Below are 23,982 nucleotides of genomic sequence, written 5' to 3' on the forward strand. Positions count from 1 at the left end.
TTCACTTCATTCCTATAACGGTCATCCCGGAACCGGACTACTTGCGGCTAAGACCGCGTTCCCCCGGACGGCTCCAGACGGTAATTCAAAAGGGATCCGCCCATTCGGTTCGCAGCTTCCACCGATTCTCTGAGCGGCGGGATTCCGCTTTCTACTAAGTCTTTCCACGCCTTTGACGATATGCATTTAAATTATTATATAACATAATCCCGTTTAAGAAGTCAAACCTCTGCCCAAATAGGATGAAAAAACAACCAATAGACCTTTTTTATGCTATAATGTTGCTGTTTATAAAGGAGGATCATTGATGGCTCATGATAAAGAAAACAACTCCGGCCAGCAAAAAAAGCGCAGGACACGGAGCGGCAAACCGGTTCGGCGGCGCAGGAAAGGCCGCTGGATCTGGGCGACGCTAGGCTGGCTCGTTCTCCTTGGATTTGCGGGATTTCTGTTTGCGGGGGGCGCCGTGTTCGGTTACGTCTCCTCGATCGTCAAGGACGATCCCGTGCGGTCGCGAGCCGACATTGAAGAAAAAATCAATTATAACGAGATGACGGGTTTCGCGTATTTCCGCGACGGGCAGGCGATCGGCCAGCTTCGCTCGGAGGAAGACCGCCGTCCGGTTTCTTACCAGCAAATCCCCCAATCGGTCATCGATGCGGTGATTGCGATTGAGGACAACCATTTCAAGGAGCATATTGGGGTCGACTTTAAAGGAACGCTCCGGGCCGTGAAACAAAGGGTGCTCCATGAAAGCGTACAGACCGGCGGGAGTACGCTGACCCAGCAGCTCGCGCGGCGCGTCTTCCTGAATTTAGAACGCACGGAAGACCGGAAGGTCAAGGAAATACTGCTGGCGCTCCGGCTGGAGCGTTTTTTATCCAAAGAAGAAATCATTACGGCTTATTTGAACAAAGTTCCTTTCGGCAACGGGTCAAACGGATACCAGGTTTACGGGATCAAAGCGGCGGCGAAAGGGATCTTCAACATCTCCAATCTGGAGGACCTGAACATCGCCCAGACCGCTTATTTGGCCGGTCTTCCGCAGCTTCCCTCCTCTTATTCGGCCTTTAACGGCAAAGGGGAATTTAACGAGGACGCTTTCGGGAGAGCGATGAAACGCCAGCAGCTCGTGCTGCAGCGCATGCTGGAAGAGAACAAAATTACCAACGCCCAGTATCAGGAGGCGCTGGCTTTTGATCTGAAAGGTTCGCTGGCGCGGCAAACCAAAAAAGCTTACGACACTTATCCTTATCTGATGCTGGAGACGGAGCGGCAAGGCGCTATCGTGCTTGCAACGCTGCGCAATCCCGAGTTGTCCAAGGAACAGGCGGCAAGCAACCCGCAGATTCTCGAGGATGCCCGGCAGGAACTGCTGACCGGGGGATACAAAGTGTATACCACGATCGATAAACAGGTATACAACTCGATGCACAAAGTTTCCGAAAATGCGGATAATTTCTCGCCATACAGTGAAAAGAAAGGGCTGGAGCAGGTTGCGGCGATAATGCTCGACAACGATACCGGTGCGATTCTGGGCATGATCGAGGGGCGGGATTTCTATACCGAGCAAATGAACTACGCGACGCAAATGAAACGGCAGCCCGGCTCCACGATGAAGCCGATCGCCGCTTATTTGCCGGCGCTTGATGCGGGCTTGGTTCAACCGGCCAGCATCATTGACGATTCGCCGATCATTTTACGGGATTATCAAAAGGGGTACCACATTCCCGTAAACTCCAGCGGCGGCTACAAAGGGCTGGTTACGGCGAGAACAGCGCTAAACGAATCCCGCAACATCCCGGCGCTTAGGGTGTTCAACGACATCGTCGGCATCGACAAAGCCTGGGATTTCGCCAAAAAACTCGGGATCACCACGCTGGAAGACGAGGACTATAATGCGCAAACCGGCGTGCTCGGCGGCCTGAAATACGGCGTTACCGTAGAGGAGCTGACGAACGCCTACAGCGCGATCCCGAACGGCGGAAAATTCACCGACGCCTACATGATCGAAAAAATCGTCGATGGGAAAGGCAAAGTCGTTTACAAACATGAAATCGAACCGCAGCAGGTGTTTTCCGAGCAAACCGCTTATTTGATGACCGATATGCTGCGCACCGTTATTCGAGACGGGACAGGCAGTTCGATCAAAAGGGATTTTAAAAACTACGGAAAAATTCCCGTCGTCGGCAAAACCGGAACCACGCAAAATTACGCGGACGTATGGTTTATGGGCTATTCGCCGGACGTGACGCTTGGCGTATGGATCGGCTATAGAGATTCGGTGAACACGCTGTCCGATGCCGGTAAATCGCGGGCCCGCAAAATATGGTCGCTCGTCATGAACGAGGTCACCGAAAACGAACCGGACCTGTTTGTTACGAAAGAATTCGTGAAACCCGACGGAATCGTCACCAAAACGGTCTCCGGCTACAGCGGCAAGCTGCCGACCCAGTTGACGCAGCAGGCCGGCAAGCTGGTTACGGATATTTTCAACGCCAAATACGTCCCGACGAAATCGGAAGACGTTCTGGTGCGGGCGAAATACGTCACCTATAATGGGGTGAATTACGTGCCCCTGGAAACGACGCCGTCCGATATGCAGCGCGAAAAAGTGGTCGTTCGCCGCGATAAACCGATCGCCGAGCTGGTGAAGGAGCTGCAGAACGCATTTTCCGTCATGAGGGGCAGCCACAGAGCGCTGAGCTACTACATGCCGAGGGATGCCGGCGAGGACGCGCCGTATAAGCCGGACCCGCGTGCCGACGACGGCAAAGCGCCTGCCGCTCCGGAGGGCGTCGCTCTGGCTTCCGGCGGAGGATCGGCTACAGTAACGTTTAGTGCGAACGGCGAAAAAGACGTCGTCGGCTACCGTCTGTACCGTTCGGATGACGGGGTGAAGTTCCAATATACCGGAAAAGCAGCGCTCATCGGCGACGATTTGTCGATCACCGACTCCAGCGCCCCCGGCCCGGCCACTTCTTATTACGTCACGGCCGTGGACGTAGCCGGCAAGGAATCCACGCCTAGCGCGGTTGTCGGATTATTGGGAGGCATGAACCCGAGCGGCGTTACGCCTCTGGACGACAGCGGCGAAACGCCGGGAGACGGAGGAACGGCCGGGGAGAACGCCACCGGCGGTCCGCTCCCCGCTTCTCCCGCCCAGGTGAGCGTAAAGAAGGACGAGAGAGGGTTTACGGCAAGCTGGGAAGCCAACCCGGCTCTGGACCTCGTCACAAGTTATAACGTATTCGTATCCGATGCTGCGGACGGCACGTATTCCAAAGTTGGCTCCACCGCCGACACGCAGTATTCGTTCAAAACCGACTCTGGCACCGTATGGGTCAAAGTTACGGCCGTGAACGTGCTGGGCGAATCTCCGGCGTCGTCTCCGGTGCAGTACAGCAAATAGTTGGCGCCAAAACTAGATGAGCAAGGGAAAGCCCCTCCGAACGTTGTTCGGAGGGGCTTTTTGCTTCAGTCTTCAATCGTCGATAAATCCCCGGCCGGGAGGTTGAGCTCCCAAGCCTTCAGCACGCGGCGCATAATTTTGCCGGAACGCGTTTTGGGCAACTTGTCCTTGAATTCGATTTCCCTCGGCGCCGCATGGGCGGACAGCCCTTCTTTGACGAATTTGGCGATTTCCGCCTTTAGCTCCTCGGAAGGCGTGAAGCCTTCGCGCAAGGATATAAACGCCTTGATGATCTCTCCCCGGACGGGATCGGGCTTACCGATCACGCCGGCTTCAGCCACGGCCGGGTGCTCGACCAGCTTGCTCTCGACCTCAAACGGCCCGATGCGTTCGCCGGACGAATTGATGACGTCGTCGATCCGGCCCTGGAACCAGAAATACCCGTCCTCGTCCATATACGCCGTATCCCCGGAAATGTACCAGCCGGGAATCCGGAAGTACTCCTCGTATTTCGGCGCGTTGTTCCAGATCAGCCGCATCATCGACGGCCACGGGGTCCGTATCGCCAAATTGCCCATCCGGTACGGCGGCAGCTCCTTGCCGTTATCATCGATGATCGCGGCCTGAATGCCGGGAACCGGTTTTCCCATCGAGCCCGGTTTGATTGGCATCGACGCATAATTGCAGATCAGTTGGCCGCCCGTCTCGGTCATCCACCACGTATCGTGGATCCGGCGGTTATATACCTTCATCCCCCAGCGGACAACCTCGGGGTTCAGCGGCTCGCCGACCGATAACACATGGCGCAGCGAAGACAGATCGTATTGCTGGATGATGTCCTGCCCGGCTCCCATCAGCATCCGAAAAGCGGTCGGCGCACTGTACCAGACGGTCACTTGATATTTCTCAATCGTTCTATACCAGTCGGCCGGACTAAAACGTCCGCCACGGACGACATTGGTTACCCCGTGCAGCCAAGGAGCAAAAATGCCGTAGGACGTGCCGGTGACCCATCCGGGGTCGGCCGTGCACCAATACACGTCCCCTTCTTTCAGATCGAGCACGACATCTCCGGTGTGATAGTGCTGGATCATTGCATTATGCACATGGTAAACGCCTTTAGGCTTGCCGGTGGAGCCGGAAGTATAATGCAAGATAAGTCCGTCTTCGCGGTTCACCCATTCGATTTCGGCCTCGGGGGAAGCCGCTGCAAGCTCAGATTTCCAATCGGCGATGCCGGGTTCCGCGGCCACGTTGTCGCCGACGACGAAGATCGTTTTAAGCAACGGCAACTCCTCCCGTTTGACGCGGGGCAGCAGTTCAGGCGTCGTGACGAGCGCAACCGCTCCGCTGTCTTCCAGCCGGTCTTTGACCGCCGTCTCCATAAAAGCTTCGAATAATGGGCCCACTACGGCTCCCACCTTAATAATCCCAAGAACGCTGATATAAAGCTCGGGTGACCGCGGCATAAACACGAATACCCGGTCCCCTTTGGCGATCCCGTATTTGCGCAATACATTGGCGCACCGGTTCGTCTGCTCCTGCATCTGCTCATACGTGTAGGATTCCTCCCGGGCCGGATCGCTGAACAGAAGCGCGGGTTTATCTCCCTTGCCGGCATCGACATGGCGGTCGATCGCCTCGTAAGCCATGTTTACCCGGCCCGTGACATGCCAGGAAAACTGCTTCTCCACATCGCTCCAGTTAAAATTTTGATAGGCTTCTTCGTAGCTGTTCATGTTGGACGACGGTACGCCCGCCGCAATGATTTCCCCTTGCAGTTGACTCATCGTTTCATCCTCCTTAATCTTTGTAAATAAGAAAACAGTAGATCAAAGTTCATGAAAACGGATACATTGGAGCGTGAGGTAAATCTTTTGCTACAGCATTCGTTAGCGGGTAGGCATCCGTTCTGATTGAAAGAAACGAAAAATAAGACTTCCGTACCATTTGTCAAGATCATTCGCCACGTTAAAAGCTTTGAAATGTGAAAATTTTATGTCGGAGAACATTATATCACAGGTTTTTCGGCGCAGGCTACACTTTTCATTTTTTCATTTTTCTGTTATAAGTTAGGGGAACGAGCAAAGGAGGCGGCAAAATGGAACACCAAAAAACCTATATCCGCCACACCCTGCCCTACCATGAACGCGAAATTATCGTGGAAGGTCCCGTTACCCCGTCCCATCTCCAAACATTGCAAATGCATCCGGATCTGGACGCCTTTCGGAAGCCTGGGGATCAGCACGCCGCTTTGGTTGAAATCGCCTCTCTCCCGGAAGGGCGGATCATTTTGGCCCGGAGCGAAGCGACGATTATCGGGTACGTCACTTTCCATTATCCCGACGAGCTGGAGCGCTGGTCTCAGGGGCGTATGCCCGACCTGATCGAGCTGGGGGCCGTCGAAGTGGCCGATGAATACCGCAGCGCAGGGCTCGGCTCGAAAATGATCCGGACCGCTTTCGAGGATGGGCAAATGGAGCGGTATATCGTGTTTACGACCGAATATTACTGGCATTGGGATTTGAAGAACAGCGGCCTCAGCGTTTGGGATTACCGCAACATGATGGAACGGCTCATGAAGACGGTCAACATGGTCTGGTACGCGACCGATGATCCGGAAATTTGCTCCCATCCGGCGAATTGCCTGATGGTCCGGATCGGCAAAGAGGTCCCACTTTCCTCCGAGGAACAGTTCGACCGCATCCGTTTTCAGCAGCGTTTCATGTATTAAGCAAGCATCAATAAGGAAGGCGTGTGATTCCATGCCTGGAAGCGCTTTATTTATTCATCACGAAGAAGAGCGGAAATACCGGTTCCATGATCAGCACCCGTTCCATCCGATCCGGCTGGAATTAACGATGGATTTGTTAAAAGAGGTTGGCGCCTTGAAGCCGGATCATTTGCTCCGGCAGCGTCCGGCGACAGAGGAAGAACTGCTGTGGATTCACCAGCCCGCTTATGTGGAAGCCGTAAAAAACTTAAGCCGGACTCCGCCGGAGCCGGCCTGGGTCAGCCGCGCCGAGCAATACGGCCTGCTGGATGAAGACACGCCGTACTTTGCCGGGATGCACGAGGCGGCCTCCTGCATCGTTGGCGGCACCGTAGCGGCGGTCGAATCGGTGCTGTCGGGCGCGAGCACGCACGCCCTCCATTTGGGCGGCGGGCTGCATCACGCCCTGCCCTCCAAAGCCGCGGGCTTCTGCGTTTACAACGACGCCGCCGTGGCAATTGACTACGCCCGCCGCCGTTACGGCGCGCGCGTGCTTTACGTGGACACGGACGTCCACCACGGGGACGGGGTGCAGTGGAGTTTTTATTCGGACCCGGATGTATGCACTTATTCGATTCACGAAACAGGCAAATATCTGTTTCCGGGGACCGGATTTTTGCCGGAGCGCGGGGAGCATCAAGGCTACGGCGCCTGCATGAACCTTCCTCTGCAGCCGTATACCGAGGACGATTCATGGATGGAGTGCTTTGAGCAGTCCGTTCGGCGCCTGGCAGATTATTTTCGTCCGGATCTGATCGTCAGCCTGCACGGCTGCGACGCCCATGCCCTGGACCCGTTGTCCCATATCCACTGCAGCATGGAGATTTACCGGCAAATGCCCGGAATCCTGCACGAGCTTGCCCATACGTACTGCGAAGGGCGTTGGGTCGCGGTCGGCGGAGGCGGCTACGATTTCTGGCGGGTCGTTCCGCGCGCCTGGAGCCTGCTCTGGCTTGAGATGAGCGGCCACCCGCTAAAAGAAACCTTAGCGCGGCTGCCGGACGCCAAACTCCCGGAAGCCTGGATAAAACGGTGGCAAAACCAAACGTCCTTTTCGCTCCCGGACACCTGGCTGGACGACCTGTCGCATTGGGACGGCATTCCCCGCCGGGCGGAAATCACGGCCAAAAACCGCGAGACGCTCGCGGTTGCATTGCAGGATTATTTATAGCTGCCGCAGCATATCGTTCAGAATTTCAAACGAACGCCGCGCGGCCAACTTCGTGAATTCGGCGAAGCTCATATCCGCCGAACCGTCCGCTTTATCGGAGATGGAACGCAGGACGACAAACGGCACTTTGTTCATATAGCAGACCTGCGCAAGCGCGGCGCCTTCCATTTCCACGCAGGCTCCCCCCATCTCCGTGTACAACACCGAGCTGACGAAGTCGCGGTCGGCGATAAATTGATCGCCGGACAGCACCCGGCCGGCAATGTATTTGTGATCCCGGCACAATCGGGCGCAGGCCTGTTCGGCCAAACGGATGAACGCCGGGTCCGCGGGGTAGTCGGACACTTCCTGATAAGGCACCGTTCCGCGCGGGTACCCAAGCGGTCTTACATCCATATCATGCTGCTGGCAGGAAGACGAGATAACGATGTCGCCAACGTCCAGATCCGGATGAACCGCTCCGGCTACGCCCGTAAACCATATGGTACCGGCCTCAAAGCGGTCGATCAACAATTGGGCCGCTAACGCCGCGTTGACCTTCCCGACCCCGGATTTGCAGACGACGACGTCTTTTTCGTGCAACCGTCCTTTCACAAAGCGGATGCCCGCCATAACGGCCGATTCCTGGTTTTCCACCCGCTCCAGCAGCAGGGCGATTTCTTCATCCATGGCGCCCATCAGGCCAATCGTTTTAGCCATGCTTATCACTCCTTTGATTTCCTAAATACTCAAAAAAGCTCCTAAAAAGGAGCTTTTTCCGTCGTATAACCTTTTTCATATATATTTTTCTGTGTCTGATATCTCTTTCTACAAAGAAAACGCACTACACGTGGCTGACCGACAATCGCAAAATCGTCTCATGCGGCAAAATCACGCGAGGATTCTCCACGTTCTCTTTCTTCATCAGTTTGGTCAGCAAACGCATCGCCACCGCACCCAAATCATACATCGGCTGGGCAACGGTCGTGAGCTGCGGACGCACCATCGAAGCCATGCGGATGTTGTCAACGCTGATGATCGAAAAGTCGTCAGGAACCTTGAGTCCCTCATCCTGAATGCTGTGAATCGCGCCGATAGCCATTTCGTCCGTTGCCGCAAAGATGGCCGTAGGACGTTTCTTAAGCCCCAGGAAGTACTTCATCGCTTCCACGCCGGATTCGTAACGGTAGTTGCCGATCCGCACCAAATCTTCCTGGTACTGAATCTCCGCTGTTTCCAACGCGCGCTTGTAGCCCTGGAAACGGGCATAACCGTTCGCCGGATCCTGCAGCGTTCCGCTGATCATCGCGATATCCCGGTGACCATGGCGAATCAGCGTACTGACCGCATCAAACGCAGCCGCTTCGTGGTCGATGTCCACCGACGGATACTGTCCTTTCTCATCGCTCGTCGCGCAAAGCACGATCGGAACCGATGACGTCTGGAACGCCTGAATATGCTCGTCCGTCACAGTGCCGCCCATAAACAGGAGCCCGTCCACTTGCTTCTCAAGCAGCGTATTGATGACGCGGATTTCCTTCTCCTTCCGCTTGTCGGCGTTACATAAAATAATGTTATAGTGATACATGTTCGCAATATCTTCGATACCCCGGGCGATTTCCGCAAAAATCGAATTCGAGATATCGGGGATCACCACGCCTACCGTGGTGGTCTTCTTGCTGGCAAGACCCCGCGCGACCGCGTTTGGACGGTAGCCCAACCGTTCGATCGCTTCGTATACCTTTTTCCGGGTCTGCGGCTTCACATTGGGGTTGTTGTTGACAACCCGGGAAACCGTGGCCATCGAGACGCCTGCTTCACGTGCCACATCGTAAATGGTAACCGTCACATTCTTCTCTCCATTGCCATAGATTTTCACTCGTTCATCCGGTAAAGTTCCGGAGCTTCAATTAAATTTATGATACGACAAAATACTACTTTATGCAATGACAACGCTTCAAACCTTCAGAATTCCCTGCAGCGCTGCCTGTGTAATGCTTGAATGGGAGGTGTGCCAGACGGCTTGTCCATCCTTGACCAATATAGCCTGTGGGGATTCGTGTTTGACGCCAAGACGCTCCGCGGCCTCGTTCGACACAGCTCGATCTTCAATGACATATATCAGCCCGTATGTAACGTCTTCACGCGGATGGCCGTTCAAATAGGCTTCCGCTTCCCGGTGCGCTCCCGCGCTGATCGGACAGCGTGTACTATGTTTGAAGAGCAGAAGCGGCCTGCTTGCTGAAGCCTCAAGCGCCTCATGGAGCTGCTCAGTCGAAGTTATTCTGATCCATTTGGACATGATCGTTCCATCCCCTTTTCAATAACACTCACCATAGGTTCTTTTGATATATTATCAAAAAGGGAAATAAAAATACAACCTGAAATGAAAAAAACGTGAAAATGTCAATGAATTTACTTAAGAAAGCTGACGATTTTTGATAAATTTGGACAATTGGGCCAAACGTTTGGAGATGTCATCCATCCACTCCGTATCGCCCAGGTTCTTCGCGCATCCGAATAAATCGAGCAGAAGGTTGATTCTCTCCTCGCAGTGCTGCTCGAGCAGCGCTTCAAAGGAAGACGTCTCCATCCGGTTCCACTGGCGGTAAATTCCGAAAATCAAATCGGCCAGTTCATTCCGCTCGGTAAAAACGATCCGCTCTTCCGTCCTCTCCCGCTTAAGCTTGGCCAGCATGTCGGTTAAATCCGTTTTCACTTCCGGCAGCACTTCATAATAATTGCAATCCTCGCATTCATAAATCGGAACCCGGTCGATCTCATAGATTCCTTCAAAAATAACCAGCCTGAAGCCTAGATTCATCATTTGCCCGCAATGACAGTGCTTTCGCACGGTACCCACCTCATCTTAATCTACTACATTTTAGTTGCCGCGATGAATACTATATATATTCGACCTTCCCGAGGTATCTCCTTCCATTAGCAGATAACACTTATTTTTACCATCCATGGAAATAGTCCTGGAGCCTCAGGGCATGCAAATACTCATCATTTTTGATACAATTAAAATATTGAATGGGAATTTCGTCAAGGGCGCCAAATGATAGGAGGAGATGATTTTGAGACTTACTGGTAAAAAGATTATCGCTTTGGTAGACGAAGATTTTGAGGATTTGGAGCTTTGGTACCCGGTCTATCGCGTTCGCGAGGAAGGTGCGGAAGTCCGGCTTGTTGGTGCGGAGAAAGGCAAAAAATACATAGGGAAGTACGGGGTACCGGCCGAAGCCGAACTTTCCTTTGAGGAAATCGATTCCAGCGACTATGACGGCATCCTTGTCCCCGGAGGATGGGCTCCGGACAAGCTGCGCAGGTACGGGAAAGTGCTGCAAATCGTCCGCGAGATGCATGAAGCGAGAAAACCGATCGGCCAAATCTGCCACGCCGGCTGGGTGCTTGTCTCCGCCGGGATTTTAAAGGGCGCGACCGTGACCTCCACGCCGGGGATCCGCGATGATATGGAGAACGCCGGAGCCATCTGGAAAGATGAACCGGTCGTCGTTGACGGACATATCGTATCCGCCCGCCGTCCGCCGGATTTGCCGGAGTACGGGAAAGCTTTCGTTGATGCGCTGGCCGCGCGATAAAATGTGAGAATGGCAGTTCAATTGGAAAGAATCCAATAGATTGACGGAAATCGCACGTCATTTTGAACTCTCATTGGAAAATATCCAATAGATTTTGCTCAAACCGCCTGTTTTGCCTCCCACTGAGCACCGTCTATTGGAAAATATCCAATCAAGCGATTGTATTTACCAGTGTTTTTCCAATTCTATTGGATATATCCAATGACGATGCCGACTTGCTAAAAAAGACCAGTAAAGCTACCTGCGCTTTACTGGTCTTTTTGGGCTTAAAAGAGCTTATTTGCCAAGCCGCTCCTGCTCCATCTCGTAACCGAAACGATCGAGCTCGGCTTCGATTTGGTTGCTGGTCGGCAAGCGGTAGCATGCGGCGCCGGCCTCCCGGCTTTCCCCTGCATAACTATTTAAAATCCGGTGTTTTACCCGGAGCAGCGACTGCGGCGACATGCTCAAATCGCTGACCCCCAGATGGAGCCACAGCGGAACCGCCCTCTCGTCCCCGGCCATTTCGCCGCAGACGCTTACCGGAATCCCCGCCTCCTTCGCAGCCTGGACGGTCTGCTTCAACATGCGGAGAACGGCAGGGTGATACGGGTGATACATGTGCGCGATTTTCTCGTTCATCCGGTCAACGGCCAGAACGTACTGAACCAGATCATTGGTGCCGATGCTGAAAAAGTCCGCTTCCTGGGCCAGCAGATCGGCAATGGCCGCCGCCGCCGGAACCTCGATCATGACCCCAACCTGAACGCCGGGATCAAAACTAAGGCCGCGGGCGCGCAAATCCTGTTTGGCGTCCTCCAAAATCCGGTTTGCGGCCCGAATTTCCTCCAGGGAGGAGATCATCGGATACAGGATTTTCACGTTGCCGTAAGCGCTGGCGCGCAAAATCGCCGTCAGTTGGGTTTGAAAAAGCTCCTTGCTGTCAAGGCTGATGCGGATCGCCCGATACCCGAGCACCGGATTGTCTTCTTCCGGCAGTTCGAAATATTCGAGCTGTTTATCGCCGCCGATATCCAGCGTCCGGATCACAACGGAATACGCGCCGGCTTTTTCCGCCACCTGCCGGTATACTTCAAATTGCTCGTCTTCTCCCGGGAACGTGGTCCGGTCCATGTACAAAAACTCCGTGCGGAACAGCCCTACGCCTTCGGCCCCGTATTTCACCGCCAGCTCCAAATCTTTGACCGAGCTGATATTCCCGGCCAGGCGCAGGCGGACGCCGTCCTTCGTTACCGCTTCCACCGCCGCCAGCAGCTGCAGCTGTTCCTTTCGGCGCCGCTGCTTCTCGGCGACTTCGGTGTAACGCTTGATGATTTCCGGACCAGGATTGAGATATACCTGCCCCTCGTCGCCGTCGATGACCAACAGATCACCCGTTTGCACCGGTTCCGTCAGTTTATGCTCGAGTCCGGATACAAGCGGGATGCCCAGAGCCCGGGCCATAATGGCGGAATGGGACGTTTTGCCGCCGGCCATCGTGACCATCCCCAGGACGTTGTCCGGGTTAAGGTGCACGAGCTGGGAAGGAGACAATTCCTTGGCGACCAGGATATACGGCTGCGTATCCGCGGGCAGCGTAATATCCGGCGTTCCGAGCAAATGCTTAAGCAGCCGGTTCCCGACGTCCTTGATGTCGAGCGCCCGTTCTTTCATATACTCATCGTCCAGCAGATCAAACATCGTGACAAAATGATCGATCGCTTCCTTGACGGCCACCTCCGCCGCCTTGTATTGCCGTTCGATGATCCCCCGGATTTCACTCATAAAAACGGGATCCTCCAGAATGGCCAAATGGGCATCGAAAATGCCCGATTCCTCCGCGCCGACCGTTTCCTTTATTTCATTCTTCATGACCTCGATCTCGGTTTTGGACGTCCGTATGCCTTCGTACAAACGCTCGAATTCCTTGGCGAGATCCACCTTTTCCATCCGTCGATCCGGCACATCCCATTCCCAGGCGGGCAGCACAAAAGCTTTGCCGATAGCAACCCCCGCTGCTGCTCCGATCCCCTGTATCATGTAGTGACCCCCTATGTCCTGCTTTGAAGTTCCGGTTTTCGAAACCGCGGTTCCTTTATAGGATACCCTCTCTCTATTCCATTATGGTAAGCCCAGCCCGACAAATTTGTCAAAGGAAAAAGCCACAGTCCAAAAGGCCCCTCTTTGCAGACGGGCCTCCGGCAAAAAAGCTTATCAGCTTCGTTTTCCGATCAAAATGCTGTCCTCCACCTTGATGCACCGGTCCATAATGACTGTAAGTCCGCCTTTTGCGGCGATTTCATACGCTTCCTCATTAAAAATTCCGAGCTGCAGCCACAGCACGCGCGCCCCGATCTTCACCGCTTCCTCGGCAACCGGAGGCGTCTGTTCGCTGCGGCGGAATACGTTGACGATGTCGACCGGTTCAGGGATGTCCGACAGGGAAGCATACACCTTTTCGCCGAGGATTTCCCCGCTTACAGTAGGGTTTACCGGGATAATGCGGTAGCCGTTGCTTTGCAACGCCTGCGCGACCATGTAGGAGGTCCGGTCGGTTTTATCCGACAGGCCGACGACGGCGATATTTCCAGCGTTCAGCAAAATTTGCTTGATCTCTTCACGGCTTGGATTTTCAAATGACATTTTAAGCTTCCTCCCTTTCAAAGGATAATTCAAAAAATGCGAGTTCAAAACTACCTCTAAAAGTTTATTCTACCCGTTCCACGGATGCGCCAAGCGAGGTGATATGGTCGAAAAACTGCGGATACGATTTGGCCACATGATGCGCATCCTTAATGACCAGCGGCTGCCGGCAGCGCAGACCTACGACGGTCAGCGCCATGATCACCCGGTGATCGTAATGCGCGTTGATCTCCACGCCGCCTTCCAGTCCGGCCGGACGGCCGTGTACGATGATTTCGGCCCGGCGTTCCTCCACGTTAGCCCCCGCTTTTTTCAGCTCTTGCAAAAAGTCCGTAATGCGGTCGCACTCTTTGTAACGCAGGTTTTCCACATTGTAAAAACGCGAGGTGCCGTCGGCGAATACTGCGGCCGCGACCATGGCCAGCACCGCGTCGGTAGCGGCGTCGCCGTCGAACTCGACCGGACGCAGCCGGCCGTTGCCGCGTACGTGCACGATTCCGTCACTATGGGTGAGCGGCACGTCCATCATCTGCAGCACGTCCACGACGGCGCGTTCCCCCTGCTTGCTGCGCTCGGCCAGCCGATGAACCTTAACGTCCGATTTCGTGATTGCGGCCGCCGCCAAAATCGCCGCCGACCCGGGGTAATCGCCCTGCACCGTGTAGGTTTTCGCCTGGTAGCTTTGCCGTCCCGGCACGCGGAAATGCATGTAATCGTCGCTCGCATGGATGACGATGCCCGCCTGCTCCAGCACCTCCAGCGTTTGCCCTACGACCACCTTCGATTTAAGATCGTCCAGCACTTCGATTTCGCTGTCCTCGTCCAGCAGCGGGGTCAAAAACAGCAGAGCGCTCAAATATTGCGAGCTGACCGCGCCGGACACGCGGATCTTCCCGCCTTTAGGTGCTCCGCCGCGGATGCGGATCGGCAGGCGGCCCTCGTTGTGTTCGACCTCTACCCCAAGCTGGCCAAGCGCTTTGATCAGGTCGTCATGCGGGCGTTTGCCCAGCGAATCGGGGTACGTATTGACGAACGTCACATCCGGGCAAAGCGAAGCGATCGCCATCAGGAAACGGAGCACCGCGCCCGCGTTGCCGACGTTCAGCTCCTTGACGTCCTTCGGCCGGCGTCCGAAGCCGGTGATGACGATTTTCTCCTCGTCCTCGTTCAGCACCGCGCCCAAATCTGCGATGCAGCGGCGCATCGCGTCGCTGTCTTCGCTGTGTGCGGGATAATATACGGTACTTGTGCCCTCCGCCAAAGCGGCGACGAGCAAATACCGGGTCGTATAGTTTTTGGAAGACAGGGCTCCAATGTCTCCAGTCAGTTCAGGCGTAGGCCTTACGATTACGTCCATGTTACATTCCCCTTTTCGTTGTTGATCGTTAACCGCGGCAACGCGTTAAAATCTCAAGTGCTACCTGCTCTGCGGTTTTCCCCGTCGTATCCACGGTATGATGCGCGAAATCGTAGGCGCTTTTCCGTTCCTCCAGCAGCGCGGTTACCCGCTCTTTGGCGCCGCCGGCCAGCAAGGGGCGGTTTTCGTCCTCGCCGACGCGGGCGATAATGTCATCCGCCGACGCTTTCAAAGCGATGACCAGCCCGTTCTTCAGCATCGCGCGGCAATTTTGCTCACGCAGCACGACGCCGCCGCCGGTCGCCAGCACGATGCCTTCGTCGTCCGCGAGAACTTGACCAAGCAGCCGCGATTCCGTGTCTCTAAAGAACGTTTCCCCTTTTTCCGCAAAAATTTCCGGGATCGACCGCCCTGTTTCCATGACGATCATCTGATCGAGATCAACAAGGCGGAGGCCGGCTTCGGCCGCAAGCAATGACCCGACGGTCGATTTGCCCGTGCCCATCATACCGATCAGCACGATATTATTTTTGGCAGTACGCATATGTTTTCTTCACCTACTTGCAACTTTCCCATATCATAACACAGGCCGGCATATTTTCAATACGAACTTGCTCCGCATCATTCCATCTCTGGGTGCAAAAAAGCCGCCGAAGAGACATGACGTCTCTCCGGCGGCTGGGCGTATCGCTCTATCCACTTTACGTCCTTCTTAGAACCATTGATGGTGGAAGACGCCTTCCTTGTCGACCCGTTTGAATGTATGCGCGCCGAAGTAATCGCGTTGCGCCTGCAGCAGGTTCGCCGGCAGACGCTCCGTACGGTAGCTGTCGTAGTAGGACAAGGCGCTGGCGAAGCCCGGAACCGGAATTCCGTTCTCCACGGCAGCGGCAATGACTTTGCGCCACGCGTCCTGGTAGCTTTCGACCACGTTTTTGAAGTACGGGTCAAGCAGCAGGTTTTTGAGCGCAGGATCGCGGTCGTAGGCTTCCTTGATGTTGTGCAGGAACTGGGAACGGATAATGCAGCCGCCGCGGAAAATCATCGCGATGTTGCCGTATTTCAAATTCCAGCCGTATTCGTCGGAAGCGGCGCGCATTTGGGCAAAACCTTGAGCGTAAGAGACGATTTTGCTGGCGAACAGCGCTTTGCGCACATTTTCGATAAATGCCTGTTTGTCGCCGGCAAACGGCTTTTGGGCCGGGCCGTTCAAAATTTTGCTGGCCGCCACGCGCTCTTCCTTCATCGCCGACAGGAAGCGGGAGAACACGGATTCCGTAATCATCGACAGCGGCACGCCGAGATCCAGCGCACTTTGGCTTGTCCATTTGCCGGTTCCTTTTTGCCCGGCGGCGTCGAGAATCACGTCCACCATCGGTTTGCCGGTTTCTTGATCATATTGGGAGAAAATATCAGCTGTAATTTCGATCAGGTAGCTGTCAAGCTCCCCTTTGTTCCACTCGGAGAAAATTTCGTGCAATTCCTTGGCGTCAACGCCGAGTACATCCTTCAGCAAATGATAAGCTTCGCCGATCAGCTGCATATCGCCGTACTCAATGCCGTTGTGCACCATTTTTACATAGTGTCCAGCACCGTCCGGTCCGATATATGTACAGCAAGGATCACCATTTACTTTGGCGGAAATGGCCGTCAAAATCGGTTCAACCAGTTTGTAGGCGTCTTCTTGTCCGCCCGGCATGATGGAAGGACCTTTCAGCGCGCCTTCTTCGCCGCCGGATACCCCGGTGCCGATAAAGCGGAAGCCTTTGGCCTCAAGCTCTTTGCTGCGGCGCTGCGTATCCGGGAAGTGGGCGTTGCCTCCATCAATGATGATATCGCCTTGATCCAGGTAAGGAAGCAGCTGTTCAATCGTCGCGTCCGTAGCCGGACCGGCTTGTACCATAATTAAAATTTTGCGCGGAGCTTCGAGCGAATTGACGAACTCTTCCACGGAGAACGTGCCGACAAGGTTTTTCCCTTTGCCTTCGTTCGCCAGAAGGTCATGCGTTTTTTCGGGAGAACGGTTAAACACCGAAACGGTGAAGCCCCGGCTCTCAATATTCAGGGCCAAGTTTTTGCCCATGACGGCAAGGCCGATAACGCCAATCTGTTGTTTTGACATGGTCTCCATCCTTTGCACACTATATTTTTGTTCAATAATATCATTTTAACAGTTTTGTGTACAGAAGTGAACCCTGGTCTGCCTTCAAAAAACATCCCCCGACATGAATTGGGGGGAACCGCATAAATATATTTATTCTATTCTGGGCCAAACGAACCGCTACCATTCAAGGCGGATCAGCTCCAGGCGAAGCTTGCGGAGTTTTTCCTTGCAGGCTTCCGAGGCGGCTTCGTCGCCGTTTTGCAGCGCTTCATACAGTCTGTCGAGTTCGGCGTCCAGCTCCTGCTGCAAATCGGCCAGCTGCCGCTCCGCTTTGTCGGAAGCGAACATTTCGGCAAGCTGCTCCGTGTTCAAAGTCGGGCCTTTTTGAAAAATGACCCGGTGCTCCATCCCGGAGATTTCCACTAATCGGATGACTTCGCCGAACAAAATATTTTCGATCACAATTTGCCTGTCCTTGAACCGTTTGACCACGGCGTGACCGCGCAGCTCGCCGATCAGTTTCTCCAGCCATTCGGCCAGCTTGGCGTCACGGATCACGTAATCGCCAACCAGCTTGTATCCTTTGGCGAGACGTTGAAACTTCAGCTTCGTCAGCTTGCGTCCGGTGCGGACGGAAATGATGAATACGGATTCGTTTTCGCTCCAATATAAAGAATACCCGTCTTGGATCAAATCGCGGATCAATTGTTGAATGTGCCGGCGGTCAAATCGGAGTTCCAGATTACAATACTCAACCTCATAGCTTTTATTCACGGCACTCCCTCCTCAAAGTTTTTGTGAGTGTTACTTCTTGGTTGCGCTTCGTACAAAAACTCCCTTCGAAAGCATACGCTAAGTTTTTGTGAGCGTTACTTCTTGGTTGCGCTTCGAACAAAAACTCGCTGCGGCTTACCTTATCTTATACTCCATCTTATGTAACGGAACTTGGTTTATTGATTATTTTTACCCGTTTCGGGCCCCGGTTGACGCATCCTTGGGGGTGGTATGTTATACTGATGGCAGGCAAAAAACACCATAATGTATTTCTGATTTGATAAAGCTGGAGGTATCAAGCACATGACATTTCCCGGTTTTGCGCAGCAGGATTTTCAAGCGTTGACCGTTCCGGGACTAGAGCCCCGGATGGAAGCGATTATTAACCGGATCAGACCGAAGCTGGAAACGCTCGGAGCGGAGCTTGCGCCATACTTGTCCGCACTTTGCGGAGAAGAGATGCACCCGCATGTCGCCAAGCACGCCCGGCGCACGGTCAATCCGCCAAACGATACATGGGTGGCCTGGGCCGCGAGCAAACGAGGTTATAAAGCGCTGCCTCATTTTCAAGTCGGCATGTTCTCCACCCACTTGTTCATCATTTTTGCCATCATCTACGAAAGCCCAAACAAGTTAGTGTTCGCCAATTACCTGGACAAGCATGCGGCACAGGTGAAAAAAACGATTCCGGGCGGCTTCTACTGGTCGCTCGATCACATGGATCCCGGCGGCACGCCGCATCAGGAGGCGGACAGCAAGCTGCTTAAGCAATGGGCCGGACAGTTGAAAAAGGTGAAAAAAGCCGAGATCATGTGCGGACTGCGCCTGGAACAGGACAACCCTCTGCTTGGGGACGGGAGCAAGCTGGTCCAAACGATCGAAGAAACGTTCCAGACGCTGCTTCCGCTCTACAAAAACGCATTTTGAAACGGCCGCCGGTGAACGATGGCCAGCCTTCGGGGTTACCCCCGGAGGCTTTTTGTGTTTCTGGCGATTCCGATATGGAGAAAAAACAGCAAGGCCATCACCGCCGAGCTGGCGAGAAATGGAGCGGAGGGTCCCAAAACATCCCACATTTTGCCCGATATGATTGGCCCCACAACCATTCCGGAGCCTTGTATCGTGAGAAACAGCCCCCATACTGTGCCTCTCTCCCCTTCCGGCAGCAAATGCGAGAGCATTGTATCCCAGGTCGGAAGAATGAAGGCGTAGCTTGCCCCGATCAACATGACGAGCAACCATACCAGGGATACGGATTTCGTTACCGCGAAAATGCCAACCGATACGGCCGCAAGAGCAAATCCGACGTGCAAAAACCAACGTGTCCCAAAGCGGTCCACCAGCTTCCCGATCGGGATCAGCCCCGCCACCGTGATGCCCCCGCCGACCACCAGCATGGCGCTGAACGTTTCCGGCGTCAAACCGAGCTCGGACCGAACATATAACGTAATGACGGGCGTCAGCAGCCCCACGGCAAAAGACTGCAGAAACAGCGCCGGATAAAGCAGCGGGCTGACATGCAAATTGCTCCTGACCTCACGGAGCGTCGCGCGAATATGGCGCCACAACCCTCCCTGCCACAGCGTCTTGCCAAAGGTCCCGGGACCGGCTTCCCCCGGTTTGCCCCCGGGTGTTTTGCCGGTTTTTCCGGGAAGAAACAGCGATACGATCACCACCAGCGCGACGCAGGCCAATAGGAACCAAAACACGGGACGATAGGAACCGTCCACGAAAAAATTGATCAGCACCGGACCCAATCCGGTTCCGCCCAGGCTGGAAATTTGCATAACCCCCATCGCCGTGGCAAAGTTTTTGTTTTCTTCCGTCACCGCCGTAATGCCCATCATAACGCACGGCCGCAGCGGCGCCGTCCCGATTCCCAGCAGCGTGCAGCCGAGCACGAGAAATCCCATCGTCTGCAGAAAAGCGATCATCGCCACCGCCCCGAGCGTAAGGCAAAGGCCAAGCGTCATCGTCACGCGAAAGCCGATCCGTTCGATCAGCCAGCCCGACGGGCTGCGAAACACATTGTCTCCGATATATTGGAGCGAAAAAGACAAACCGATCGCAAAGGCGCTGAGCTTCAGCACATCCCCCATATACACGGGCAGTACCGCAACGATCAGCGCACCCTTCACGAATTCTACCAAAAACATAATGATCCAAAGGCAGGCGAACGTAGGATTAAGCAGTTTTTTGCGCGCGATTCCTGAAGTTAATTCCATGGCAAAAATCCCCTCCGCGATTTCTCCAAATATGATTTCTCCGTTTTAGTTTGTCCCTTTTGGGGAGCGTTCTAACCCGATGTCACCCTATTTCCCTATCCCTCGCCAATGTTCACTTGCATTCCGAACCGTTTTTGTTATACTCAAGCTTGTTTACATTTTATCGATGAAAGGCAGGGATGGCCCATATGGATCATCAAAGCACGCCGCTCTTTACCGCACTCAAAAAACACGCGGCCGGCAATCCCGTTCAATTTCACATTCCCGGGCATAAAAAGGGGCTCGGCACCGATAAAGAATTTCGCGAATTTATTGGCGACAACGCCTTGTCGATCGATTTGATCAACATCGCGCCGCTGGACGATCTTCATCAGCCGACCGGCGTGATCGAGGAAGCGCAAAAGCTCGCCGCCGATGCGTTTGGCGCGGACCATACGTTTTTTTCCGTTCAAGGCACGAGCGGTGCCATCATGACCATGATATTATCCGTTTGTTCGCCGGGCGAAAAAATTATCGTTCCAAGAAACATCCACAAATCGGTTATGTCGGCGATTATTTTCGCCGGGGCCAAGCCGGTCTTCGTATCGCCGTCCCAGGATTTCAATCTCGGCATCGATCATGGCATTACGACGTCCTCGGTGCGCCGCGCTTTGCAGCGTCATCCCGACGCCAAAGCGGTTGTGGTCATTAATCCGACGTATTTCGGCGTATGCGCCAACCTGAAAGAAATCGTCGACCTTGCCCACAGCTTTCATGTCCCCGTGCTTGTGGACGAGGCGCACGGCGTGCACATCCATTTTCACGAGAAGCTGCCGATGTCGGCCATGCAGGCCGGTGCGGATATGGCGGCGACAAGCGTTCACAAGCTCGGCGGTTCCATGACGCAGAGCTCGATTCTAAACGTTAACACGAAAAACGGTTATGTAAATCCGCAGCGCGTTCAAACGATCATCAGTATGCTGACAACGACGTCAACATCCTATTTGCTGCTGGCTTCCCTGGATACCGCCCGGAGAAATCTGGCGCTCTATGGCCGCGAACTGGCCGAGCAATCGATGGAGCTGGCGCAATACGTCCGTGAAGCGGTTAACCAAATCGAAGGGCTATACTGTTTTGGGCGGGAAATTTTAGGCAGTGAAGCGGCCTACGACCATGACCCGACCAAAATTACGATCCATGTCCGACATTTGGGCATCACCGGCTACGAGACGGAAAATTGGCTGCGCGAGCATTATAATATCGAGGTTGAGCTCAGCGATATGTATAATATCCTCTGTCTGATTACACCGGGGGATACGCGGGAAACCGCCGACATTTTGCTGACTGCGCTGCGTGAGCTGTCCGGCATTTACTACAAAGAAGGCAATGCAAACGAGCTTATCGTTAAAGTGCCGGAAATCCCGCAGCTATCCCTGATTCCGCGGGACGCCTTTTACGCCGATACCGAAGTGATACCGTTCAAGGAATCGGCCGGCCGGATCATTGCCGAGTTTATTTATGTATATCCGCCAGGTATTCCGATTTTGCTCCCCGGCGAAGTCATCTCCCAGGATAATATCGACTATATCGTCGATCATGTGGAGGTCGGATTGCCGGTGAAAGGACCGGAAGACCGGAAGATCGAAAACGTAAAGGTTATTGTGGAGGCGGATCCGATCTTCTGATCGGAGTTTATGCCGCAACAATCAAAGCTCCCCGGAAAATCCGGGGAGCTTTGATTGTTTGCAAACCGTTATTAAGCTTCATCAAGCTGGGAGACAAGTTCGTTATATGCTTCCTCCACTTGCTTCCATTCTTCTTCGTCTTCGATATTGTAAAGCACCATTTCTTCGTTTTCTTCTTCCATGCGGAGAATGATGCCGTCCGCTCCCGGATTGTTCCGTTCCAACAGAAGTGCGTACAATTTTTCGCCTACGTCAAACGTTTCGACGAGAACCATTTCTACGTCGTTGCCCTGTTCGTCCGTCAGCGTCAACACAAACTCTTCGTGCTCATGATCGTGATCATGGTCATGTCCACATCCGCACGCTTCGCCGTGTTCGTGATTGTGGTCGCTCATTGAATTACCTCGCTTTAATGGTTTTAATAGTGTTGCCTTATCCCCCGTATCGTAACATTTTCGGAAGGACAGGTCAATTTTCCCAGCCTTGCAATGTAGATTATTCTGCTCCTATTCCAGGACTTTGATTCCTTTCTCCGATACCAGCACAAAATCCGTTCCTCCGGCCGGTTTCATATAAAATCCGACAGTGTACTGCCCGGTTGCTTTGAAGTCATACGTGTAGTCTTTGGTGCGGAACCAGAAATTATCCCGCTGCTCCTTGATTTCATCGGTTTGGATCTCCTTGACGGTACCGTCTGGCGCCGTAATCGAGACGCGGACCGCCGAAATATTCGTCTTCAAATTATCGATTTGCGAAAACACGTAAAATTTAAGCTTGCCCGTCTTTTTGATATCCCCAAACACTCCGTCATCCGTAAACAAAAACATATGAACGTTTGGTTTATAGTAGTTCACCGTTTTCGTTCCGTCGTTATATTCGGCCAAGCCCTCGAGATTTCGCAAAGGAACGTAGGTTTTTCCGTCAACAATATATCCGCCGTCTTCCAGTTCGCGTCCGTTCAGCAGCAGTTTCACTTTCTGACTGGTCGCGTCGGCAAACAGCATGGAACCTCCCATCAGAGAGAAAGCTATGACAAGGAAAGCAACTCTTCTCCATTTCAATTTCATTGTATGAACCCTCCATTTGATTCATGTTGATATAAATTTATACTCCGCCTGTACGGGCAAGTTGCGGTGTTACCGGTAAAAGCCGGATATTTTTTCCGTCCTGTCCGCCTGCTTCGCTTCGGTCCCGGCTCCGGGGCTTTCGATTTGAAGAGAATTGGAGTACATTAAAGGGAAGGATGCAACTTTCACAAGGGGGATATTTATGACACTTCGTCTGCAGATGCTTGGCACGGGCGGGGCATTCGCCAAAAAGTACTTTAACAACAACGGTCTCCTCTATGCGGAGGACTATACGCTGCTGATCGACTGCGGCATTACCGCACCACTCGCCCTGCATACGCTTGGCAAACCGCTGGATGAAATCGACGCGATTCTCATCACGCATATCCATGGCGACCATGTTGGAGGTCTCGAAGAATTCGCCTTTCGCATGAAATACGGTTTCGGGAAGAAACCGGTTCTCTACATCGCCGACAAGTTGGTACGCCCGTTATGGGAAAACACGTTAAAAGGCGGACTTAGCCAGGATGGGATTATCGACTCGCTTGACGACGCCTTTGAGGTCCGACTCCTCACGGAAGGACAAATCGAGCGAGTGTCGCCGGGCCTTTCGGTGGAAATTATCCAGACGCCGCATATTCCGGGTAGAGCAAGCTATTCGCTTTATTTTAACGGCGAGATTTTTTACAGTGCGGATAAAACATTTCAGCCGGAGCTGCTGACCCGGCTCGTAAGGGAAAGAAACTGCCGGAAAATTTTGCACGAGGTCCAGCTTACCGGCCCGGGCGAAGTACATACAACACTTCAGGAGCTGCTCTCCTTGCCGCCGGAGATTCAAACCAAAATTTTGCTGATGCATTATGGAGACGAAATGGAGTCGTTTATCGGGAAAACCGGGGAGATGGATTTTCTGCGCCAGCACGAAATTTATACGCTTTAGAGGGTAATAAAAAAACAACCTCCGGCTCTTCGGCCGGAGGTTTTCCTATTCAAAGCTTGGCAGGTTGTCCAGGTTGTTCGACGGATCTCCGTCGGCGTCGCCGCGGATATACATTTCGCCGTCCCGGCCTTTAAATACGTTGACACCGGCGATGGCGCCGGCATTAACTTCCTGAAGCGCCTGCTCGTAATCGAGCACCCGCCCGCCCGACGTTTTAAACGCCTCCAGGTCACCGTCGCCGTTTTTGCGGACTGCGATAAACGTTTCTCTGGTATTCAGGGCCATCTTA

22 protein-coding genes and 1 other annotated feature (1 of these 23 only partly in view) are annotated in these 23,982 nt (G+C 53.8%); of the genes, 7 read left to right on the top strand and 15 right to left on the bottom strand.

What is annotated here, in order from left to right:
* Positions 1 to 176: a binding site (T-box leader), on the bottom strand; it reaches 90 nt to the left of the window's first position.
* Positions 177 to 307: 131 nt separating this feature from the next.
* Positions 308 to 3,412, top strand: a complete 3,105-nt coding sequence (locus tag EHV15_RS29350; RefSeq protein ID WP_128634355.1) for a transglycosylase domain-containing protein — start codon at positions 308 to 310, stop codon at positions 3,410 to 3,412.
* Positions 3,413 to 3,477: 65 nt separating this feature from the next.
* Here EHV15_RS29350 and acsA read toward each other — a convergent pair whose 3' ends face one another.
* Positions 3,478 to 5,202 carry an acetate--CoA ligase gene (gene acsA, locus EHV15_RS29355; protein WP_128634356.1) on the bottom strand — a complete coding sequence of 575 codons (1,725 nt, stop codon included), beginning with the start codon at positions 5,200 to 5,202 and terminating at the stop codon, positions 3,478 to 3,480.
* Between the two features lie 311 nt (positions 5,203 to 5,513).
* Here acsA and EHV15_RS29360 point away from each other — a divergent pair, with 311 nt between their 5' ends.
* Both EHV15_RS29360 and EHV15_RS29365 read left to right on the top strand, forming a co-directional pair.
* Complete coding sequence (locus EHV15_RS29360) at positions 5,514 to 6,146, top strand: GNAT family N-acetyltransferase (protein WP_128634357.1); 633 nt, start codon at positions 5,514 to 5,516, stop codon at positions 6,144 to 6,146.
* Positions 6,147 to 6,177: 31 nt separating this feature from the next.
* Entirely contained in the window at positions 6,178 to 7,356 is a 1,179-nt protein-coding gene (locus EHV15_RS29365; RefSeq protein ID WP_128634358.1) for an acetoin utilization protein AcuC, read from the top strand.
* Here EHV15_RS29365 and EHV15_RS29370 read toward each other — a convergent pair.
* The 4 genes from EHV15_RS29370 to EHV15_RS29385 form a co-directional block, all read right to left on the bottom strand.
* Positions 7,351 to 8,055: a 5'-methylthioadenosine/adenosylhomocysteine nucleosidase gene (locus tag EHV15_RS29370; RefSeq protein ID WP_128634359.1), complete on the bottom strand. Its 705-nt coding sequence runs from the start codon at positions 8,053 to 8,055 to the stop codon at positions 7,351 to 7,353. The two genes, EHV15_RS29365 and EHV15_RS29370, sit on opposite strands and share 6 nt — an antisense overlap.
* Before the next feature lie 124 nt (positions 8,056 to 8,179).
* Complete coding sequence (ccpA, locus tag EHV15_RS29375) at positions 8,180 to 9,184, bottom strand: catabolite control protein A (RefSeq protein WP_128634360.1); 1,005 nt, start codon at positions 9,182 to 9,184, stop codon at positions 8,180 to 8,182.
* 108 nt (positions 9,185 to 9,292) lie between these two features.
* Positions 9,293 to 9,637, bottom strand: a complete 345-nt coding sequence (gene ytxJ / locus EHV15_RS29380) for a bacillithiol system redox-active protein YtxJ (RefSeq protein ID WP_128634361.1) — start codon at positions 9,635 to 9,637, stop codon at positions 9,293 to 9,295.
* 117 nt (positions 9,638 to 9,754) lie between these two features.
* Positions 9,755 to 10,189 carry a hypothetical protein gene (locus tag EHV15_RS29385; RefSeq protein WP_128634362.1) on the bottom strand — a complete coding sequence of 145 codons (435 nt, stop codon included), beginning with the start codon at positions 10,187 to 10,189 and terminating at the stop codon, positions 9,755 to 9,757.
* A 223-nt stretch (positions 10,190 to 10,412) separates the two neighbouring features.
* Here EHV15_RS29385 and EHV15_RS29390 point away from each other — a divergent pair, with 223 nt between their 5' ends.
* Positions 10,413 to 10,940 carry a type 1 glutamine amidotransferase domain-containing protein gene (locus EHV15_RS29390; protein ID WP_128635603.1) on the top strand — a complete coding sequence of 176 codons (528 nt, stop codon included), beginning with the start codon at positions 10,413 to 10,415 and terminating at the stop codon, positions 10,938 to 10,940.
* A 276-nt stretch (positions 10,941 to 11,216) separates the two neighbouring features.
* On the opposite strand, the gene ptsP is transcribed toward EHV15_RS29390, so the two are convergent.
* The 6 genes from ptsP to EHV15_RS29420 form a co-directional block, all read right to left on the bottom strand.
* A complete protein-coding gene (gene ptsP / locus EHV15_RS29395) occupies positions 11,217 to 12,959 on the bottom strand; it encodes a phosphoenolpyruvate--protein phosphotransferase (RefSeq protein ID WP_128634363.1) in 1,743 nt (580 codons plus the stop codon).
* 174 nt (positions 12,960 to 13,133) lie between these two features.
* Positions 13,134 to 13,562: a CoA-binding protein gene (locus EHV15_RS29400; RefSeq protein ID WP_128634364.1), complete on the bottom strand. Its 429-nt coding sequence runs from the start codon at positions 13,560 to 13,562 to the stop codon at positions 13,134 to 13,136.
* Between the two features lie 64 nt (positions 13,563 to 13,626).
* Positions 13,627 to 14,919: a 3-phosphoshikimate 1-carboxyvinyltransferase gene (aroA, locus tag EHV15_RS29405; protein ID WP_128634365.1), complete on the bottom strand. Its 1,293-nt coding sequence runs from the start codon at positions 14,917 to 14,919 to the stop codon at positions 13,627 to 13,629.
* 28 nt (positions 14,920 to 14,947) lie between these two features.
* Entirely contained in the window at positions 14,948 to 15,463 is a 516-nt protein-coding gene (locus EHV15_RS29410) for a shikimate kinase (protein ID WP_128634366.1), read from the bottom strand.
* Between the two features lie 168 nt (positions 15,464 to 15,631).
* A complete protein-coding gene (gene gndA / locus EHV15_RS29415) occupies positions 15,632 to 17,041 on the bottom strand; it encodes an NADP-dependent phosphogluconate dehydrogenase (RefSeq protein WP_128634367.1) in 1,410 nt (469 codons plus the stop codon).
* A gap of 159 nt (positions 17,042 to 17,200) precedes the next feature.
* Positions 17,201 to 17,797, bottom strand: coding sequence for a hypothetical protein (locus tag EHV15_RS29420; protein ID WP_128634368.1), 597 nt, complete (start codon positions 17,795 to 17,797; stop codon positions 17,201 to 17,203).
* Positions 17,798 to 18,100: 303 nt separating this feature from the next.
* Between EHV15_RS29420 and EHV15_RS29425 the strand changes: the two genes are divergently transcribed.
* The gene (locus EHV15_RS29425; protein ID WP_128634369.1) at positions 18,101 to 18,724 is read left to right on the top strand and encodes a YktB family protein; all 624 of its coding nucleotides are present in this window, start codon (positions 18,101 to 18,103) and stop codon (positions 18,722 to 18,724) included.
* A gap of 35 nt (positions 18,725 to 18,759) precedes the next feature.
* Here the strand turns inward: EHV15_RS29425 and EHV15_RS29430 are convergent, their stop codons facing one another.
* On the bottom strand, positions 18,760 to 20,022 hold the full coding sequence (locus tag EHV15_RS29430) for an MFS transporter (protein WP_128634370.1): 1,263 nt from the start codon (positions 20,020 to 20,022) through the stop codon (positions 18,760 to 18,762).
* 188 nt (positions 20,023 to 20,210) lie between these two features.
* Here EHV15_RS29430 and EHV15_RS29435 point away from each other — a divergent pair, with 188 nt between their 5' ends.
* Positions 20,211 to 21,686: an aminotransferase class I/II-fold pyridoxal phosphate-dependent enzyme gene (locus tag EHV15_RS29435; protein ID WP_128634371.1), complete on the top strand. Its 1,476-nt coding sequence runs from the start codon at positions 20,211 to 20,213 to the stop codon at positions 21,684 to 21,686.
* Positions 21,687 to 21,757: 71 nt separating this feature from the next.
* Here EHV15_RS29435 and EHV15_RS29440 read toward each other — a convergent pair whose 3' ends face one another.
* Positions 21,758 to 22,081 carry a DUF1292 domain-containing protein gene (locus EHV15_RS29440; RefSeq protein ID WP_128634372.1) on the bottom strand — a complete coding sequence of 108 codons (324 nt, stop codon included), beginning with the start codon at positions 22,079 to 22,081 and terminating at the stop codon, positions 21,758 to 21,760.
* 111 nt (positions 22,082 to 22,192) lie between these two features.
* Positions 22,193 to 22,747 carry a copper amine oxidase gene (locus EHV15_RS29445; protein WP_128635604.1) on the bottom strand — a complete coding sequence of 185 codons (555 nt, stop codon included), beginning with the start codon at positions 22,745 to 22,747 and terminating at the stop codon, positions 22,193 to 22,195.
* A 208-nt stretch (positions 22,748 to 22,955) separates the two neighbouring features.
* Here EHV15_RS29445 and EHV15_RS29450 point away from each other — a divergent pair, with 208 nt between their 5' ends.
* Positions 22,956 to 23,693, top strand: coding sequence for an MBL fold metallo-hydrolase (locus tag EHV15_RS29450; protein WP_128634373.1), 738 nt, complete (start codon positions 22,956 to 22,958; stop codon positions 23,691 to 23,693).
* A gap of 45 nt (positions 23,694 to 23,738) precedes the next feature.
* Here EHV15_RS29450 and EHV15_RS29455 read toward each other — a convergent pair whose 3' ends face one another.
* On the bottom strand, positions 23,739 to 23,978 hold the full coding sequence (locus EHV15_RS29455; protein WP_128634374.1) for a DUF3892 domain-containing protein: 240 nt from the start codon (positions 23,976 to 23,978) through the stop codon (positions 23,739 to 23,741).
* Positions 23,979 to 23,982 lie beyond the last annotated feature (4 nt).

Origin of the sequence: Paenibacillus oralis, from assembly GCF_003863965.1 — a bacterium.
Classification (GTDB): domain Bacteria; phylum Bacillota; class Bacilli; order Paenibacillales; family Paenibacillaceae; genus Fontibacillus; species Fontibacillus oralis.

Coding starts and splice junctions, on each gene's coding strand:
- EHV15_RS29350 (WP_128634355.1), top strand. CDS start 308: ATGGCTCATGATAAAGAAAACAACTCCGGCCAGCAAAAAAAGCGCAGG.
- acsA (WP_128634356.1), bottom strand. CDS start 5,202: ATGAGTCAACTGCAAGGGGAAATCATTGCGGCGGGCGTACCGTCGTCC.
- EHV15_RS29360 (WP_128634357.1), top strand. CDS start 5,514: ATGGAACACCAAAAAACCTATATCCGCCACACCCTGCCCTACCATGAA.
- EHV15_RS29365 (WP_128634358.1), top strand. CDS start 6,178: ATGCCTGGAAGCGCTTTATTTATTCATCACGAAGAAGAGCGGAAATAC.
- EHV15_RS29370 (WP_128634359.1), bottom strand. CDS start 8,055: ATGGCTAAAACGATTGGCCTGATGGGCGCCATGGATGAAGAAATCGCC.
- ytxJ (WP_128634361.1), bottom strand. CDS start 9,637: ATGTCCAAATGGATCAGAATAACTTCGACTGAGCAGCTCCATGAGGCG.
- ptsP (WP_128634363.1), bottom strand. CDS start 12,959: ATGATACAGGGGATCGGAGCAGCAGCGGGGGTTGCTATCGGCAAAGCT.
- EHV15_RS29400 (WP_128634364.1), bottom strand. CDS start 13,562: ATGTCATTTGAAAATCCAAGCCGTGAAGAGATCAAGCAAATTTTGCTG.
- aroA (WP_128634365.1), bottom strand. CDS start 14,919: ATGGACGTAATCGTAAGGCCTACGCCTGAACTGACTGGAGACATTGGA.
- EHV15_RS29410 (WP_128634366.1), bottom strand. CDS start 15,463: ATGCGTACTGCCAAAAATAATATCGTGCTGATCGGTATGATGGGCACG.
- gndA (WP_128634367.1), bottom strand. CDS start 17,041: ATGTCAAAACAACAGATTGGCGTTATCGGCCTTGCCGTCATGGGCAAA.
- EHV15_RS29425 (WP_128634369.1), top strand. CDS start 18,101: ATGACATTTCCCGGTTTTGCGCAGCAGGATTTTCAAGCGTTGACCGTT.
- EHV15_RS29430 (WP_128634370.1), bottom strand. CDS start 20,022: ATGGAATTAACTTCAGGAATCGCGCGCAAAAAACTGCTTAATCCTACG.
- EHV15_RS29435 (WP_128634371.1), top strand. CDS start 20,211: ATGGATCATCAAAGCACGCCGCTCTTTACCGCACTCAAAAAACACGCG.
- EHV15_RS29440 (WP_128634372.1), bottom strand. CDS start 22,081: ATGAGCGACCACAATCACGAACACGGCGAAGCGTGCGGATGTGGACAT.
- EHV15_RS29450 (WP_128634373.1), top strand. CDS start 22,956: ATGACACTTCGTCTGCAGATGCTTGGCACGGGCGGGGCATTCGCCAAA.
- EHV15_RS29455 (WP_128634374.1), bottom strand. CDS start 23,978: ATGGCCCTGAATACCAGAGAAACGTTTATCGCAGTCCGCAAAAACGGC.